Origin of the sequence: Nocardia sp. NPDC058480 (assembly GCF_042720495.1) — a bacterium.
Taxonomy (GTDB): Bacteria; Actinomycetota; Actinomycetes; order Mycobacteriales; family Mycobacteriaceae; genus Nocardia.
Genome location: NZ_JBHXMN010000006.1, coordinates 93518 through 108856, shown reverse-complemented (window position 1 = coordinate 108856; position 15339 = coordinate 93518). Strand labels below are relative to the sequence as shown.

Below are 15339 nucleotides of genomic sequence, written 5' to 3'. Positions count from 1 at the left end.
GATGTCGATATTGTTCGACACAGACGGACGCGGACCGTCGAAATGGTCACTGCTCTTGCGAGGGCTGGTCGCGTTCGCGCTGATCGTCGGTGGTCTCACGGTCGTCTACCTGAAATCGACCGGGTCCTTCGAAGAGAAGGCCGAGATCACCGCCCTGCTCGAGCAGGTGGGTGACGGCCTGCCGCCCAACTCGGACGTGAAGTTCCGTGGTGTGCTGGTGGGGACCGTCGCCGAAGTGACGCCATCGATCGACGGCGGCCGCAATCGGGCCAGACTCGAGCTCGAACCGCGTCTGCTGGTGAGCATTCCGGCCTCGGTGACCGCTCGGGTGGTCCCCAGCAACATCTTCGCGGTGTCGTCGGTGCAGTTGGTCGACAACGGTCCGGGGCGACCGCTGCGGGCAGGTGCCCAGATCCAGCAGGACACCAGTTTGTCGACGGTGCAATTGCAAACCGCCCTGACCAAGCTGCGAACGATCGTGGCGGCGACGGCGAGGATCAGCACGAGTGACACGGTGGGAGTGCTCGCCGCGGTCGCCAAGGCCACCGACCGGCGCGGCGCCGACCTCGTTCGAGCCGGTGCTCAGCTCGACCACATCACCAGGGAACTCGCTGCCCAGATCGCGCCGCCGGGTGAGCCGTCGACGATCACCGCGCTGACCGAATCGGTGCGGGGCTTGGCCTCGGCGGCACCGGATCTGCTCGATGTCCTGCATGCCGCGGTAGTCCCGATGCGAGCTGTTGTGGAGCAGGAAGCCGAGCTGCACGACCTGCTGACGGCAGGCACCGCGACATTGTCGACCGTCGACGGTGGATTGGACCGTCACGTCGACGAGATGGTGACGATCACCGATCAGCTGACGCCGGTCCTGGACGTGTTCGCCGCGGGCAGTTCGAGTTTCGGCCCCATCGTGGGCAGCATCAAGAATCTGTCGGACGTGTGGTTCGCCGAATTCTGGAACGAGGAGACCCAGAACGGGACCGGCAAATTCCAGATCAGGCTGACACCCGACACTCCGTACACGCGCGCGGACTGCCCCCGATACGGCGACCTCGCCGGGCCGAGCTGCGCGACGGCGCCGCTCACGACCTCGGCTGAGCCGCTGCCCGCCTCGCTGGACCCGCGCTCCGTTCCGAAACCCGTCCTGACCCCGGAGATGCAAGACCTCATCGGCCGGGTACTCGGCGGCGGCGCCAACAGCGCCGAACAGGTTCTGGCCCAACTACTCACCACCGGAGTCCCTGGAACAGGAGGTGCACCACGATGACCCAGCATCATCGCTCGGTGGCCGGGCTCAGCGCCTTTCTCGTCGTCGCGTTCGCCCTCATCTCGATGACCTTCGTGACCTTGAATCGCGGCATCGACGGCTCGACGAAGCCGTATTCGGCGATCTTCACCGACGCCACCGGTTTGCGGGTCGGCGACGACGTGCGGATGGCCGGGGTGCGCGTCGGACGTGTCGACGCGGTAGAACTCGACGGCACGCGCGCCCGGGTGCGCTTTCGCGTGCAAGATGCCCAGCGCCTCTACGGCGACACCATGGCCGCCATCACCTATCAGAATGTCATCGGACAGCGCTATCTCGGTCTGTCCCGTGACGAAATCAGTTCCGACACCGAACTCCCTGGTAATGGGGAGATCCCGGTGGAGCGCACCGAGCCTTCCTTCGATCTCTCGGCGCTGCTGAACGGATTCGAACCGCTGTTCAGTGGCCTCGATCCGCAGCAGGTCGACAATGTCACCGCCGCGCTCGTTCAAGCTCTGCAGGGGGATGCGGGCTCGTTGACGAGATTGATCGAGCAGATGTCCACGCTGGCACAGTCTCTGGCCGGTCCGGACCAGGTGCTCGGTGCGGTCATCACCAATCTCAACCAGGTCGTGCAGAACCTGGCGGGCCGACGGACCGAACTCGGCACGTTACTGAGCCGAACCCGGACCATCGTCGACGGGCTGGCCCGTCACCGCGACGAAATCATGACAACACTGACCGACGTGTCGGCGGTCGCGAACCGGATGGCGACCGTGGTCGCGCAGGACCGGCCCGCACTCGATCGGCTGCTGAGCCGAGAGCCGGGATTCACCCGGCATTTCGAGCAGAACAAGGACCAGTTCGCCTATCTGGGCTTCAACCTGCCCGCGCTGTTGAAGGGGATCGCCCGGGTCAGCCAGGAAGGCGCGAACCTCAATGTCTACCTCTGCAATCTCGGCTTCACGGCGATCCCCGCGCTCTCGGAATTGATCCCGGCGATCGTCAGCATGGCCACCCCGGCCGGAACCGTTCAGCAATCGCCGATCTGTAGGTGAGGCAATTCATGACACTATCGACCCGGATCCGGCGGCTGAGCTCCTCGCTCTCCCGGCCGATCGAAGAACAGAACCCGCGCATGCTGGGGATCGTCGCGCTGGCCGTGCTGGTCGCGCTACTGATCACCGCGCTGGGCTGGAACACTCTCGGCGTCGGCGAGCGCAGCTACGACGCCGAATTCGCCCAGGCCGCGGGGCTCCGCGTCGGTGACAGCGTCACGGTCGCCGGCGTCCAGGTCGGTGCGGTGACCGGCCAGCAGTTGGTGGATGACCGCGTCGTGGTGACGATGCGTATCGCCGACGACGTACCGCTCGGTGTCGAGACCACGGCGGCGATCAAACTGACCACACTGCTCGGCGCCCGCTATGTGGAACTGCGCCCGGCCGGAGTAGGTGAGCTCCCCGATCGACGGATCATGCTGTCGCACACCGCCGTTCCGTACGACTTGCAGCAGTCGCTGGAGAACGCCACCACCACCTTCGAGCAGGTCGACGCCGCGCAGATCAGCCGCTCCCTGGATACCCTGGCCGCGCAACTCGACGGCGTGCCCGCGGTCCTGCCCGGTGTGCTGACCAATATCAGGACGCTGTCGGGCATTCTGGGTAGCCGCCGCGACGAACTGGGCTCATTGCTGACCGGGGTGCGTGACCTGACCGCCGTGGTCACCAGCCAGCGGTCCGATGTCGAGGTGATCGTCGGGGTGGGGCGAGACCTGTTGACCGACATAGCTTCCCGGCGACAGGCGATCGAGTTGCTGATGTCGGCGACTACCCGATTGGTCGAGCAGGTCCGCGGCATCATCGTCGATGACCGGGCGAATATCGACCAGCTGCTCACCGGGCTGAACGGTCTACTCGGCAGCCTCGCCCGCCACGACGACCTGCTGCGCAACACCTTGGAGATCTTGCCGGTCGCGGTCCGCAACCTGACCAATGCCTCGGGCAACGGGAACTCGGTGGACTTCAACGCGCCCGGCGGTGTGCTGGTCGACTCGTGGATGTGCGCTCTGAGCGGACACGCCGAGTTGGCCCAGTTGCCACAGTATTTCGGAGATTGTCGATGAGAACAGTGCTGAAGCTGGTGCGGGTCGCCACGGTGCTCGCGGTCCTCGGGTTCGTCGGGTGTGCGAGCGGTTCGCTGGAACGCGGCCCGGACGACATCACCGTGGTGGCCCATTTCGACAGTGCCGCCGGACTGTATGTCGACAACACGGTCGCGATCCTCGGCATGCCGGTCGGGAAAGTCACCGGGATCGTGCCGCGGGGAGCCTTTGTCGAGGTGACTATGCGGGTGGACGGCGAGGCGAAGATCCCGGCGGATGCCACGGCGGTGACGGTATCGACGTCGGTGCTCACCGACCGGCACGTCGAGTTCACCCCCGTGTACCGGGGCGGGGACGCCTTGCGCGACGGCACGACACTCGGATTGGAACGCACCAGGACGCCGGTCGGTGTGGATCGGTTGATCTCGATGGCCGATGACATGTCCGGTGAGCTCGGCGGCGAACAACCCGGTGAGGGACCGATCGCGCGGATGCTCGCCGTCGCCTCGTCGGCCACCAGTGGCAACGGGCAGGAATTGCGCGCGACGATGGATGAGTTGTCGCGGGCCCTGCGCCTGGGTGACGACGCGGGAGCGGGGACGCGCGACGCCGTCACCCAGATCATGCAGGAGCTGTCGGTGCTGGTCGCCGCGGCCGCCGACGGTGACCAGGTCATCCGCGAATTCGGTGCTGCTGCAGGGCAATTGGGTGACATGTTGACCCAGCTCGAGATCGGATCGGGGGCCACCGGCGCGCAGATCACCACGGTGATGCGGGAGGCCGACGCCCTGCTGATGGCCAACCGGGAGCCGTTGCGCAGCGCGGTCGCCGACACGGCAACCGTCACCAAGGCCCTCGCCGACTATCGCGACCAGCTGGCCGAATTCCTCGACCTGTCGCCGATGTTGCTGGCGAACGGCTACAACGCGGTCGACCAGGAGGCAGGCGGTGCGCGCATTCACGCGCTTTTGGACCGGGTCGCCTTCGACGGGCAGATGGTCAAAGAGGTGTGCAATATCCTCGGCCTCCGCCAACTGGGCTGCAGCACAGGGACGCTGCAGGATTTCGGGCCGAATTTCGGTATCACCGACATGTTGGAAGCGATGAGTAGGTTGCCTCGATGAGAGCCAAGAATTCCGTGCTGACGACCGCGGCGCTGGCGGTCGCCGTGCTCACGACCACCGCCGGATGTGGCGTGGGGCTCGACGACCTGCCGCTGTCGGCACCCGGATCGGGCGAGTCCGGATACACGATCGACGCGACGTTCGCGAACGCGCTGAATCTGCCTGCGAAGGCGAAGGTTCGGCTGGCGGGTGCCGACGTCGGTGAGGTGACCGAGATGTCGGTCGCGGACTACAAAGCCAAGGTGTCGCTGCGTATCCGGGCCGATGTCGAGCTTCCGGTCGGCACTCGGGCACAGCTGCGCACCGCGACCCCGCTCGGCGACGTCTACGTAGCGCTCGACGCGCCGGTCGACGCCACCGCCTCGACCGCCGCCCTGCGCGACGGAGACACCATCGCGTTGCCGGAGACGTCGGCGGCGGCGACCGTCGAGGAATTGCTGACTACGGCCTCGCTGCTGGTCAACGGCGGTGCCATCCGCAATCTGACCACCGTTGTCAACGGTCTCGGGCGCGCGGTCGGCGATCGCGGCGACAACCTCGGCGGGCTACTGGATCAGTCCACCCAGCTGGTCACGGCCCTGGCCGCCCGGTCCGATGACATCCGGCTCGCGCTGGCCGAAACCAATCGGCTGGTCAGCGATTTGGCCGCGAACCGCACCGTGATCGCTGATTTCATCAGCGCCGCCGGTCCCGCCGCCACGGTCATCGAGGCGAATGCGCAGCAGGCGCTCGAGCTCGTCAGGCAGGTCGACGATGTCAGCGCTCAGCTCGCGCAGTTCCCGGTGCTTCGTGGTGGTGAGATCGGCGGGCTGATCGCGAATCTCGACCAGATCTCCGCGGGGCTCAATGACGCCATCTTGAATCCGAACGCGAGCCTGGCCGCGATGAATGCCATGCTGCCCACCGTCATCAGGCTCTCCAGCGGTACCTCGGCGCACGGCAACGTCGACCTGGAGGATTTCGCGATCGGGGCGCTCGCCGACCCCGGTCACCAGGCGGATCCCGGCAGCCGGATACCGGATGCGAGCGATTGGCACGCGCTCGTCGGTTCGCTCACCTACACCCTGCTCACCCTGCGTGAGCGGGTCCTGGGACCGGGCCGATGAGCGCCGTCGGTGGACTCGCTTCCTTCGGGTCGGCGGTGGCGGATCTGCCCGCCCGGCTGCTGGTCGGGGGAGTGCGCGGCGGGCATCCGTATCGGCTCGCGCTCTCGGCGGTGGCGCTGGCGATGGTGGCGGTGGCCGGGTCGACATATCTGGTGTTCGGTGCGCTCGGCTTCGATCCGTCGGCTTCGACCATCGCGGTGCGGGTGCATCTCACCCAGTCCGGTGGGCTGCTGCCCGGCCAGGATGTCACCTTGCGCGGTGTGCCGATCGGTGAAGTCCGGTCGGTCGAGTTCGCACCGGACGGCGTGGTCGCCATCGCGAGCATCGACGCGAAAATCTGGGTGCCCGACGACGGAACGGTCGACGTGACCAGCCTGTCCACGGCGGGCGAGCAGTTCCTGGACTTCCGGCCGACCCGATCGACCGGCCCGTATCTGAGCGACGGGGCCGAGATCTCCTCGGACAAAACCTCCACGCCCACACCGCTGTGGCAGATGCTCGGCACCCTCGATTCGAGCTTGGCGCAGGTGGATCCGGCCCAACTCGCCTCGGTGGTCGACGAGCTCGGGGTCGGACCGGAGGGGCCACAGAAGCTGATCGACATCCTCGACGGCGGGGTCTTCCTGGTGTCGACGCTGGATGCGGTGCTTCCGCAGACCGTCGCGCTGGTGCACGACAGCAAAACAGTTCTCGCGACTCTGGGAACGGGATCAGCAGGGCTGCAACGGTTCTCCGCCGACACCGCGCATTTCATGCGCGGCGTCGAAGCGAAAACCGGCGGTTTCGCGGAATTCCTCGATGCGACCCCAGGGACCCTCACCGCCTTGGACACCGTGCTGGCCGACAATTCCGCCGCGGTGGTCGGGCTGTTGACCAGCTTGTCGACGGTCGCCCAGGTGACGAATACCCGGGTACCGGCCATGCAGGAGTTCTTCTTCCCGACCCAGCGCGCCGGATCGGCCCTCGACGCGTTGGCGACGGTGATGCACGACGGCGGATTCTGGGGGCTGGTCAGCATGTATCCGCGCTACACGTGCGTGTACGACCTGCCGCGGAAACCACCGTCGCTCGGTGACTATTCCGAACCGTATCTCTATACCCACTGCTCGGACGACAACCCGGCGGTCCTGGTCCGCGGCGCCGACAATGCGCCGCGACCGCCGGGGGAACGCCTGCCCGGTCGGCCACCCGCGGGCGAACCCGCCGATCGAACGGCCGGCCCCACCCCGATCGGGCCCTGGTCATTGCCCCTGCCGTTGCCGTTGGTCGACTCCGGCCAGACGGTCCCCGCACCACCCCGATGAGGAATCTGTGATGAATCCCAAGACCGACCCCACCGATACCACGACCACCGACGAGCCCGTCGAAACAGCCACTGTGGCAGCTGTCTCGGTGGAGAAGAGCTCGGGCGAGCCCGTGGACCCGTCCGTCGATGATTCGGCGACCCCGGCGGCTGAGCCCGAATTCGTGATGCCGTCCAAATGGGCGATCCGTCGGATGATCGCGGCGTTGATCTGGAAGAAGATCCGCATTCCACTGCTGGCGCTGGTAGCCGTGGTGGCCGTCGTCACCGCGGCGATTCTCGGATGGAAACTGAAGCAGGAGAACGACACCGACGCCGCGGCCGCGGCCGGACTCGAGGCGGCCAGAGCGTATGCGGTCACATTGACCAGCGTCGACTCCGGCAATCTCGATCGTGACTTCACCGCAGTGCTCGACGGGTCGACCGGGGAGTTCAAGGACACCTACACGCGCTCCAGCGGGCAGTTGCGTCAGCTGCTGCTGGAGAACAAGGCGACCGGCAAGGGCACGGTGCTCGACGCGGCGGTGAAGTCGGCGACCGCGACGAAGGTCGAGGCCATCCTGTTCGTCGACCAGACGGTGACCAACACAGCCTCGCCCGATCCCCGGGTGGACCGCAGCCGGGTGATGATGACGATGGAACTCGTCGATGGTCGCTGGCTCGCGAGTCGGGTGTCGCTGCCCTGACCCTGTGCGGGTCACATCGAACGCTGCACAAACACTGTTCGGGCAGAGCTGACACTGTTACAGTTGGTATTACTGGAACGATATCGGTTGTTGACCTCCCTGGCGAAGGCGGCGGCGGGTTCGATGTGAGTGCGGAGGGCGCGGATGTCACAGGTTGTCGGGTTCAGTGAGGCCGGTCGAACCGGCGAAACAACAGATCCGGACGAGCTGGTCGCGATTCTGGCCCGGCAACGGCAGGCCTTCCTGCGCGAGGGTCCGGCGTCGGCGGCAGTCCGGCGCGATCGGATCGACCGGCTGCTGGCCATGGTCCTGGACAATATCGACGACTTCGTCGATGCGATGTCACGCGATTTCGGCACCCGCTCGCGGACCGGGACGCTATTCGCCGAGATCATGGGGATGCTCACCGCATTCGAGCACACCCGCTCACACACCGAGCGCTGGATGCGACCGGTGCGCCCGAACCGGCTCGCACGCCTGTACGGCATCCGCACCGAAGTCCATCCCGCACCCCTCGGGGTCGTCGGCATCATCGGCCCGTGGAACTTCCCGCTGCAGCTGGTCGTGGTGCCCGCGGCGTCGGCCTTCGCCGCGGGCAACCGCGTGATGATCAAGATGTCGGAGATCACCTCGCACACCGCCGAATTGACCCGTTCGCTGGCCGCGCGATATTTCCACCAGGACGAACTCGCGGTGGTGACCGGCGGACCCGACATCGGTGCCGCCTTCACCCGGCTGCCGCTGGACCACCTCTTCTTCACCGGTTCGACCGGAGTCGGGCGTCTCGTGCAGCGAGCCGCGGCCGAGAACCTGGTCCCGGTGACCCTCGAACTCGGCGGAAAGAATCCCGTCGTGGTCGCGCCCGACGCCGACATCGACCGTGCCGCGAACCGGGTTGCCCGCGCCAGAATGGTCAACGGTGGACAGGTCTGCGTCTGTCCCGATTACGTATTCGTTCCGGAAGCCGAGATCGACCGCTTTGTCGACCGCCTGCGTGCCGAACTGCGCGCGATGTTCCCCACGATCCTGGACAACGACGACTACACGGCCTCGGTCGACGCCGCCAACTACGACCGCGTGCTAGCCCTCGTAGCCGATGCCAGAGCTCGCGGTGCCAGGGTGGAATCGCTCGCACCGGCGGGTGAGGAACTGCCCGATCCGGTTGCGCGAAAGATCGCGCCCACGCTCATCCGTGACGTCGGCGACGACATGCGTATCGCGACCGAGGAGATCTTCGGTCCGGTCCTATTGATCAGGCCCTACGCGGACCTCGCCGATGTCATCGACTACGTCAACGCGCGGCCTTCGCCGTTGGTCGCCTACTGGTTCGGCCCGGACCGCAAGGACTTCCGCAGGTTCGTCGAGGGCACCCGCAGCGGCGGGATCGCGCGCAATGAGTTCGCGATCCACATGTTCTCCGAGAACGCGCCGTTCGGTGGTGTCGGGCACAGCGGGATGGGTGCCTATCACGGGAAGACCGGGTTCGACACGTTCAGTCACCTGCGCACGGTGGCGGGGACCGATCTCCCGTTCGCGATCACCGGGATAGCGGCGCCGCCCTTCGATCTCCGGACGGCGAAATTCATCGATCTCGCGTTGCGGGCCGCGCGCTGGCGCTCTCAGCGCCGGGTGCGCGGACGCCTGCCGCGACGCTAGCCACAGAAGCCGTTCAATCCACTTCTTCCACCACAATTTTCGGGCGCGTGAGCGCTTGCGAACGATCACTGAGGAGTTACGTTGTCCCCTTCCGCGACCGGGTCCGACTCGACGCAATTGACTCTCGTCGGCGCTGCCGACGCCGCCGCCGCGGCGCTCCCGGATCGCGACATCATCATCCAGGGCGACCGCCGCCACACCTATGCGCAGGTGGCCGAACGGTCCCGGCGGCTCGCTGCCTACCTGCATGCGCAGGGGCTGGGTTGTCACACCGAACGTTCCGAGCTCGAACCGCATGAGGTCGGCCAGGACCTGCTCGGCATCTACGCCTACAACGGCAACGAGTATGTCGAGAGTTTGATCGGGGCGTTTCGCGCGCGCGTCGCGCCTTTCAACGTGAACTACCGCTACGTCAAGAGCGAACTCCAGCATCTGCTGGCCGACGCAGGCGCCACAGCACTGGTCTACCACGCGACCTTCGCGCCGCGGGTGGCCGAGATTCGGTCCGAGTTGCCGCATCTGCGGGTCCTCATCCAGATCGCCGACGACTCCGGAAACGATCTGCTCGACGGTGCCGTCGACTACGAAACGATCATCGCCACAACGGAACCTGTGGTGCTGCCGGTGACAGCCTCACCGGACGATCTCTATGTGCTCTACACCGGCGGCACCACCGGGATGCCGAAGGGCGTGCTGTGGCGCCAGCACGACATCTACATGGCAGCGTGCGGCGGGCGTGACATCAACACCGGCACGCAGGTGAACTCCTACGAAGAGATCGGTGCGCGGGCCGCCGCGAACCCCGGCGTCAAACTCATGCTGTTGCCGCCGCTGATCCACGGCGCGGCGCAGTGGGCGGTGCTCACCGCCATGACCACCGGTCAATCCATTGTGTTCTCCCCGGTGGTGGATCGGATCGACGGGCCCGAGATCGTGCGGACGATCGAGCGCGAACGAGTCGCGATCGCCATCGTGGTGGGTGACGCCATGGCCAGACCGTTGCTCGCCGCGGTGGAGTCGAAGATCGCCGATGTGTCGTCGCTGGCCGCGCTCGCCAATGGTGGAGCGGTACTCACGCCGCAGGTCAAGCAGCAATGGATCGAAGCGGTGCCGGGTTTGGTGGTGCTCGATGGTGTCGGATCTTCGGAAACCGGAACCCAGCTGCACCATGTCTCGGCGGCGGGCTTCGTCTCGACCGGAACGTTCTCCGCGGGTCTGGACACCAGGGTCGTCGCCGAGGATCTCAGCACTGTCCTCCAAGCCGGCCACGCCGGTCTCGGTTGGCTCGCGAAACGTCAGTTCACCCCGCTGGGCTACAAGGGTGACGCGGCCAAGACCGCGGCGACCTTCCCCGTCATCGACGGCGTGCGCTTCGTGCTGCCCGGTGATCGTGCGCGCCACCTCGAGAACGGGACGATCGAGCTGCTCGGTCGCGACGCCGTCACCATCAACTCCGGCGGCGAGAAGATCTTCGCGGAAGAGGTCGAGTCGGCGATCGTTTCTCATCCCGCGGTCGCTGATGTGTTGGTTGTCGGGCGTCCGAACGAGCGGTGGGGTCAGGAGGTCGTGGCGGTCGTGGAACTGGTGGAAGACGCGACCGTGGATTTCGATGAGCTGGTCGGCCATGCCGCGCAGTCGCTCGCCCGCTACAAGCTGCCCAAGGCGGTGGTCTTCCGCTCCACGATCAGTCGCAGTCCCGCGGGGAAAGCGGACTATCGCTGGGCTCGTGAACAGGCTGTCGCCGAACTCTGATCGAACGACCTCGGGCGGCACCGATCTCGATGTGGCGTCCGGGGTTTCGGCATGACGCCTGTTTCCGAACGTGCCGCCCGTACGGCGCTATGAGTTGTGGCGCCGTACGGGCGAGTGGGAACGGTTCAGAGTCCGATGGCCGGGCCGACGGTCAACGGGGCCACGAATCCACCATCGACGTGAATGTCCTGGGCGTTGACCCAGCGGGAGTCAGGGCCGGCGAGGAACGCGATCACCGGCACGATGTCGGCGACCCTCGCGTGCCTGCCGACGGTGGCCTTGACCGAGTCGAGGACTTCCTTGCCCATCGACGCTTCGAAATCGGTGAGAATCGGTGTCTCGGTGGGACCGGGACTCACGGAGTTGACCCGGATGCCGTACTTCTGCCAAGCGGTCGGCGCCAGGCGCTTGGCGAAGATGATCGACGCCTGCTTCGAGGTGCTGTAGACGGGATAGGCCGGGTCCTGCGTCGCCTGCCACTGCGCCACGGCATCGGCGTCGGTCGCGGCCAGCAAGCCCGCGAGATCGTCGATCCGTTGCTGCCAGCCGAGAGCGGCGACCGAGGCCACGGTGACGATCGCGCCGCCCTGACGCAGCAGCGGCAGCATTCCGGTGGTGAACAGCCGCATGCCGAGGTAGTTCACCCCGAGGACATCGGCCGCCGATGCGGTGCCCGGCACGCCCGCGACGTAGGCCAGCGCATCCCAGTCGGCACCGATGCGGTCCAGCAGGGCCGCGATGTCGCTCGCGTCGCGCAGGTCGCACTGTTCGTGCTGGGTGGCCGGTGTGTCGTTCGCGTGCAGATCGACCGCGAGTACGTGGTCCCCCTGCTCGTGGAAGTGCGTCGCCGTCGCCGCTCCGATGCCGGACCCTGCTCCGACGACGACGATCCTGCGTTGCTGGGCGACCATGGGTTTCCACCGTTCCGATGCCCAATACGGCATCTGTTACAGAAAGCTTGACAGTAAGGGTAACTATAAATCAGTCTTGAGGTCGAGACAACGCCATCTGCGCGGGTGCGTGCGGTGTGGTGGATTGCTGGGTTACCAGCTCGGAACGGGAAAAGGTGCTGATAGGGATGCCGATCGTTGATGAGGCCGCGAACGTTCTGGCGGATCCGGCCGCCTATGCCGATGAGCCGCGGTTGCATGCCGCGTTGGCCGCGTTGCGAGCGGAGAAGCCGGTCGCGCGGGCGGAAGTCGCCGGTTACGAACCGTTCTGGGCGATTACCAAGCACGCCGATGTGATGGCGGTGGAGCGGGCGAATCGCCGGTTCACGAACTGGCCGCGTCCGGTGTTGATGACCGCGAAGTCGGACGAGATGCAGGCCGCGGTGGGGATCCGGACGCTGATTCACATGGATGATCCGCAGCATCGGGTGGTGCGTGCGATCGCGGCGGATTGGTTCGGGCCCAAGGCGATGAAGGCGATGGGGGTCCGGATCGAGGAGCTCGCCAAGCGGTACGTGGATCGGATGCGGGATACGGGGGGTGAGTGCGATTTCGTGTCCGAGATCGCGGTGAATTTCCCGCTGTACGTGATCATGTCGCTGCTCGGGGTACCGGAGTCGGATTTTCCGCTGATGCTGAAGCTGACCCAGGAACTCGTGGGTTCTGATGATGACGAGTTGAAGCGGTCGACGCCACCGGATGAGGCGATGAACGCGTTGGTGGAGATGTTCACGTTCTTCCAGGCATTGACGGAATCGCGGCGGGCGAATCCGACCGATGATCTGGCGTCGATGATCGCGAACGCGAAGATCGACGGTGAGCCACTGTCGGATGTGGACATTGTTTCGTACTACGCCATCATCGCCACGGCGGGCCACGATACGACGAGTAGCAGTATCTCGGGTGGTCTGCGGGCGTTGATCGAGCACCCTGACCAGCTCGATCGTTTGCGTTCTGATCCGGGTCTGATGCCGGGCGCAGTCGAAGAGATCATTCGGTGGGTGACACCGGTGAAGGCGTTCATGCGAACTGCCGCTGAGGATTCGGTCGTCAACGGGGTGTCTATTCCGGCGGGTGATTCGTTGTTGTTGTCGTACGCGTCGGCGAATCGTGACGAGGACGTTTTCGAAGATCCGTTCCGCTTCGACATCGGGCGTGAGCCGAACAAGCATGTGGCGTTCGGTTACGGCGTGCACTTCTGTCTCGGTGCGGGCTTGGCTCGGATGGAGATCGGCAAGTTCCTGGGAGAGTTGTTGCCGCGCTTGAAGTCGATCGAGTTGGCGGGCGAGCCGGAGTTGACGGCAACGACTTTCGTGGGTGGTTTGAAGCATTTGCCGATCCGCTTCACCATCGACTGACCGAATACACGACCTGTAATTCATCGCACTACACACCAGGCCGCATCGATGGGTGCAGCCGGAACTCAGAGGTTGAGAGACATGCCCACACCAGTCATTGTCAGTGCGGTCCGCACCGCGATCGCGCGATCGTTCAAGGGTGCGCTCGTGAACGTGGCGTCGGAGACACTCGCCATCGAGATCCTCACCGAGGCCGTTCGCCGCTCGGGCATCGACCCGACCCACGTCGACGATGTCATCTTCGCCGAACTGAACTACGGCGGCGGCGACCTCGCGCGGCACGCGGCCGTGGCCGCGGGAATGCTGAATGTGCCCGGCCAAGCGGTGAATCGCCATTGCGCGGGCAGCCTCACCTCCATCGCCAACGCGGCCGCGCACATCGGCGTCGGAATGGAGCGGGTGATCGTGGCCGGCGGTGTGCAATCGCTGTCGACGGCTCCGCTGATGAAGTGGCGGGTGCCCGGGTCCGGGCCCGAGCTCGAATTCAAGGAACCGTGGATCCCGCCGTCACACCCGGAGACCCCGGACGCGCCCACGATGGATATGGCGATCACGGTCGGCTGGAACACCGCCAAGAAGGTCGGGATCAGCCGTCAGGAAATGGACGACTGGGCATTGCGGTCGCATCAGCGGGCTGTCGCGGCGATCGACGAGGGCAAGTTCACCGACGAGATCCTGCCGTTGAAGGTCGCCCAGCCCGACGGCTCGGTGCTCGATTTCGCAGTCGACGAGCATCCGCGCCGGGAGACGACCGCCGAGCGGTTGGCGGCGCTGCCCGTTCTGCATCCCGAGATCGAGGGGTTCTCGATCACCGCGGGTAACAGCAGCGGCATCAACGACGCCGCCGCCGCGGTGACGGTGACCGCGGACGACTATGCGGCGAGTGCGGGCCTGGATGTTCTCGCGACAGTGCGAGCTTGGGCGAACGTGGGTGTGACGCCCGCGGATAACGGCATCGCCGCGGTGAACGTGATCGGCAAGGTGCTCGACCGTGCGGGACTGACCGTCGATGACGTGGCGCTGTGGGAGATCAACGAAGCCTTCGCCTCGGTGCCGATCGCCGCGTGCCGCGCGCACGGCATCGACGAGGAGCGGGTGAACTTCTCCGGCAGCGGATGCAGCCTCGGCCATCCGATCTCGGCCTCGGGTGCCCGCCAGGTGGCGACCCTGATCTACGAGCTCCGGCGTCGCGGCGGCGGTATCGGCGTCGCGGCGATGTGCGCGGGTGGCGGTATGGGCGGCGCCCTCGTCATCGAAGTCTGAGTGCTTTCACCGAGAGAATGGAGATATCTGTGTCGGACGCAGTGCTAGTGGAACGGCGCGGGCGAACGCTGGTGATCACGATCAACCGGCCGGACGCGCGCAACGCGATCAATCTCGCGGTCAGTCAGGGACTCGCCGACGCCGTCGACGAGCTCGACGAAAGTCCCGAGCTGTCCGTCGCGGTCCTGACCGGCAGCGGCGGAAACTTCAGCGCCGGAATGGATCTGAAGGCCTTCGCGGCAGGGGAGTACCCGTATGTCGCCGGTAAAGGCCTCGGATTCACCGAGAAGCCACCGGCCAAGCCGATCATCGCCGCCGTCGAAGGCTACGCGCTGGCCGGCGGCACCGAACTGGTCCTGGCTACAGATCTGGTCGTCGCCTCCAAGACCGCGCGGTTCGGGGTTCCCGAGGTCAAACGCGGTCTGGTGGCGGGCGGCGGTGCGCTGTTGCGGCTGCCGCAGCGCATTCCGTACCAGAAAGCACTCGAATTGGCCCTGACCGGTGACAGTTTCACGGCAGAGGACGCCGCCGCGTGGGGCTTCGTCAACGAAGTAGCCGAACCGGGGGAAGCGCTGGACCGGGCATTGGCTCTGGCCGAACGGATCACGGCCAACGGACCGATCGCGGTCGCGGTGACCAAGGAGGTCATCGTCAAGGCGGCCGAGTGGAGCACCGGCGAGATGTGGCGCAAGCAGCTCGAGCTCATCGCCCCGGTTTTCGGCACGCAGGACGCGCAGGAAGGCGCGAAAGCGTTCGCCGAGAAGCGAACCCCCAACTGGACGGGCAAGTGAGGC

General features: G+C 66.0%; 13 protein-coding genes. 12 read left to right on the top strand and 1 reads right to left on the bottom strand.

What is annotated here, in order from left to right; all coding sequences use genetic code 11:
- Window position 1: 1 nt before the first annotated feature.
- The 9 genes from ACFWO8_RS17030 to ACFWO8_RS16990 all read left to right on the top strand — a co-directional run bounded on the left by ACFWO8_RS17030 (window position 2) and on the right by ACFWO8_RS16990 (window position 10974).
- Window positions 2-1267, top strand: a complete 1266-nt coding sequence (locus ACFWO8_RS17030) for an MlaD family protein (protein WP_378951304.1) — start codon at window positions 2-4, stop codon at window positions 1265-1267.
- Window positions 1264-2304: an MCE family protein gene (locus tag ACFWO8_RS17025; RefSeq protein ID WP_378951301.1), complete on the top strand. Its 1041-nt coding sequence runs from the start codon at window positions 1264-1266 to the stop codon at window positions 2302-2304. The genes ACFWO8_RS17030 and ACFWO8_RS17025 overlap by 4 nt, the downstream gene beginning before the upstream one ends.
- A gap of 8 nt (window positions 2305-2312) precedes the next feature.
- Entirely contained in the window at window positions 2313-3368 is a 1056-nt protein-coding gene (locus ACFWO8_RS17020) for an MCE family protein (RefSeq protein ID WP_378951298.1), read from the top strand.
- Window positions 3365-4471, top strand: coding sequence for an MCE family protein (locus ACFWO8_RS17015; protein ID WP_378951295.1), 1107 nt, complete (start codon window positions 3365-3367; stop codon window positions 4469-4471). The genes ACFWO8_RS17020 and ACFWO8_RS17015 overlap by 4 nt, the downstream gene beginning before the upstream one ends.
- Window positions 4468-5577, top strand: a complete 1110-nt coding sequence (locus ACFWO8_RS17010) for an MlaD family protein (RefSeq protein ID WP_378951292.1) — start codon at window positions 4468-4470, stop codon at window positions 5575-5577. The genes ACFWO8_RS17015 and ACFWO8_RS17010 overlap by 4 nt, the downstream gene beginning before the upstream one ends.
- Window positions 5574-6881 (top strand): MlaD family protein, encoded by a 1308-nt coding sequence (locus ACFWO8_RS17005; protein ID WP_378951289.1) that lies wholly within the window; start codon window positions 5574-5576, stop codon window positions 6879-6881. The genes ACFWO8_RS17010 and ACFWO8_RS17005 overlap by 4 nt, the downstream gene beginning before the upstream one ends.
- A 10-nt stretch (window positions 6882-6891) precedes the next feature.
- Window positions 6892-7566 carry a hypothetical protein gene (locus ACFWO8_RS17000; protein ID WP_378951286.1) on the top strand — a complete coding sequence of 225 codons (675 nt, stop codon included), beginning with the start codon at window positions 6892-6894 and terminating at the stop codon, window positions 7564-7566.
- Window positions 7567-7710: 144 nt separating this feature from the next.
- Window positions 7711-9222, top strand: a complete 1512-nt coding sequence (locus ACFWO8_RS16995; protein WP_378951283.1) for a coniferyl aldehyde dehydrogenase — start codon at window positions 7711-7713, stop codon at window positions 9220-9222.
- A gap of 81 nt (window positions 9223-9303) precedes the next feature.
- Window positions 9304-10974 (top strand): acyl-CoA synthetase, encoded by a 1671-nt coding sequence (locus tag ACFWO8_RS16990; RefSeq protein WP_378951280.1) that lies wholly within the window; start codon window positions 9304-9306, stop codon window positions 10972-10974.
- 125 nt (window positions 10975-11099) lie between these two features.
- On the opposite strand, the gene ACFWO8_RS16985 is transcribed toward ACFWO8_RS16990, so the two are convergent.
- The gene (locus ACFWO8_RS16985) at window positions 11100-11885 is read right to left on the bottom strand and encodes an SDR family oxidoreductase (protein ID WP_378951277.1); all 786 of its coding nucleotides are present in this window, start codon (window positions 11883-11885) and stop codon (window positions 11100-11102) included.
- 167 nt (window positions 11886-12052) lie between these two features.
- On the opposite strand from ACFWO8_RS16985, the gene ACFWO8_RS16980 reads away from it, so the two are divergent.
- The 3 genes from ACFWO8_RS16980 to ACFWO8_RS16970 all read left to right on the top strand — a co-directional run bounded on the left by ACFWO8_RS16980 (window position 12053) and on the right by ACFWO8_RS16970 (window position 15336).
- Window positions 12053-13282 (top strand): cytochrome P450, encoded by a 1230-nt coding sequence (locus ACFWO8_RS16980; RefSeq protein WP_378951274.1) that lies wholly within the window; start codon window positions 12053-12055, stop codon window positions 13280-13282.
- 81 nt (window positions 13283-13363) lie between these two features.
- The gene (locus ACFWO8_RS16975; protein ID WP_378951270.1) at window positions 13364-14545 is read left to right on the top strand and encodes a thiolase family protein; all 1182 of its coding nucleotides are present in this window, start codon (window positions 13364-13366) and stop codon (window positions 14543-14545) included.
- Between the two features lie 29 nt (window positions 14546-14574).
- A complete protein-coding gene (locus tag ACFWO8_RS16970) occupies window positions 14575-15336 on the top strand; it encodes a crotonase/enoyl-CoA hydratase family protein (RefSeq protein ID WP_378951267.1) in 762 nt (253 codons plus the stop codon).
- The last annotated feature ends 3 nt before the right edge of the window (window positions 15337-15339 follow it).

Coding starts and splice junctions, on each gene's coding strand:
- ACFWO8_RS16995 (WP_378951283.1), top strand. CDS start 7,711: ATGTCACAGGTTGTCGGGTTCAGTGAGGCCGGTCGAACCGGCGAAACA.
- ACFWO8_RS17005 (WP_378951289.1), top strand. CDS start 5,574: ATGAGCGCCGTCGGTGGACTCGCTTCCTTCGGGTCGGCGGTGGCGGAT.
- ACFWO8_RS17010 (WP_378951292.1), top strand. CDS start 4,468: ATGAGAGCCAAGAATTCCGTGCTGACGACCGCGGCGCTGGCGGTCGCC.
- ACFWO8_RS17025 (WP_378951301.1), top strand. CDS start 1,264: ATGACCCAGCATCATCGCTCGGTGGCCGGGCTCAGCGCCTTTCTCGTC.
- ACFWO8_RS16975 (WP_378951270.1), top strand. CDS start 13,364: ATGCCCACACCAGTCATTGTCAGTGCGGTCCGCACCGCGATCGCGCGA.
- ACFWO8_RS17000 (WP_378951286.1), top strand. CDS start 6,892: ATGAATCCCAAGACCGACCCCACCGATACCACGACCACCGACGAGCCC.
- ACFWO8_RS17020 (WP_378951298.1), top strand. CDS start 2,313: ATGACACTATCGACCCGGATCCGGCGGCTGAGCTCCTCGCTCTCCCGG.
- ACFWO8_RS17015 (WP_378951295.1), top strand. CDS start 3,365: ATGAGAACAGTGCTGAAGCTGGTGCGGGTCGCCACGGTGCTCGCGGTC.
- ACFWO8_RS16980 (WP_378951274.1), top strand. CDS start 12,053: ATGCCGATCGTTGATGAGGCCGCGAACGTTCTGGCGGATCCGGCCGCC.
- ACFWO8_RS16985 (WP_378951277.1), bottom strand. CDS start 11,885: ATGGTCGCCCAGCAACGCAGGATCGTCGTCGTCGGAGCAGGGTCCGGC.
- ACFWO8_RS17030 (WP_378951304.1), top strand. CDS start 2: ATGTCGATATTGTTCGACACAGACGGACGCGGACCGTCGAAATGGTCA.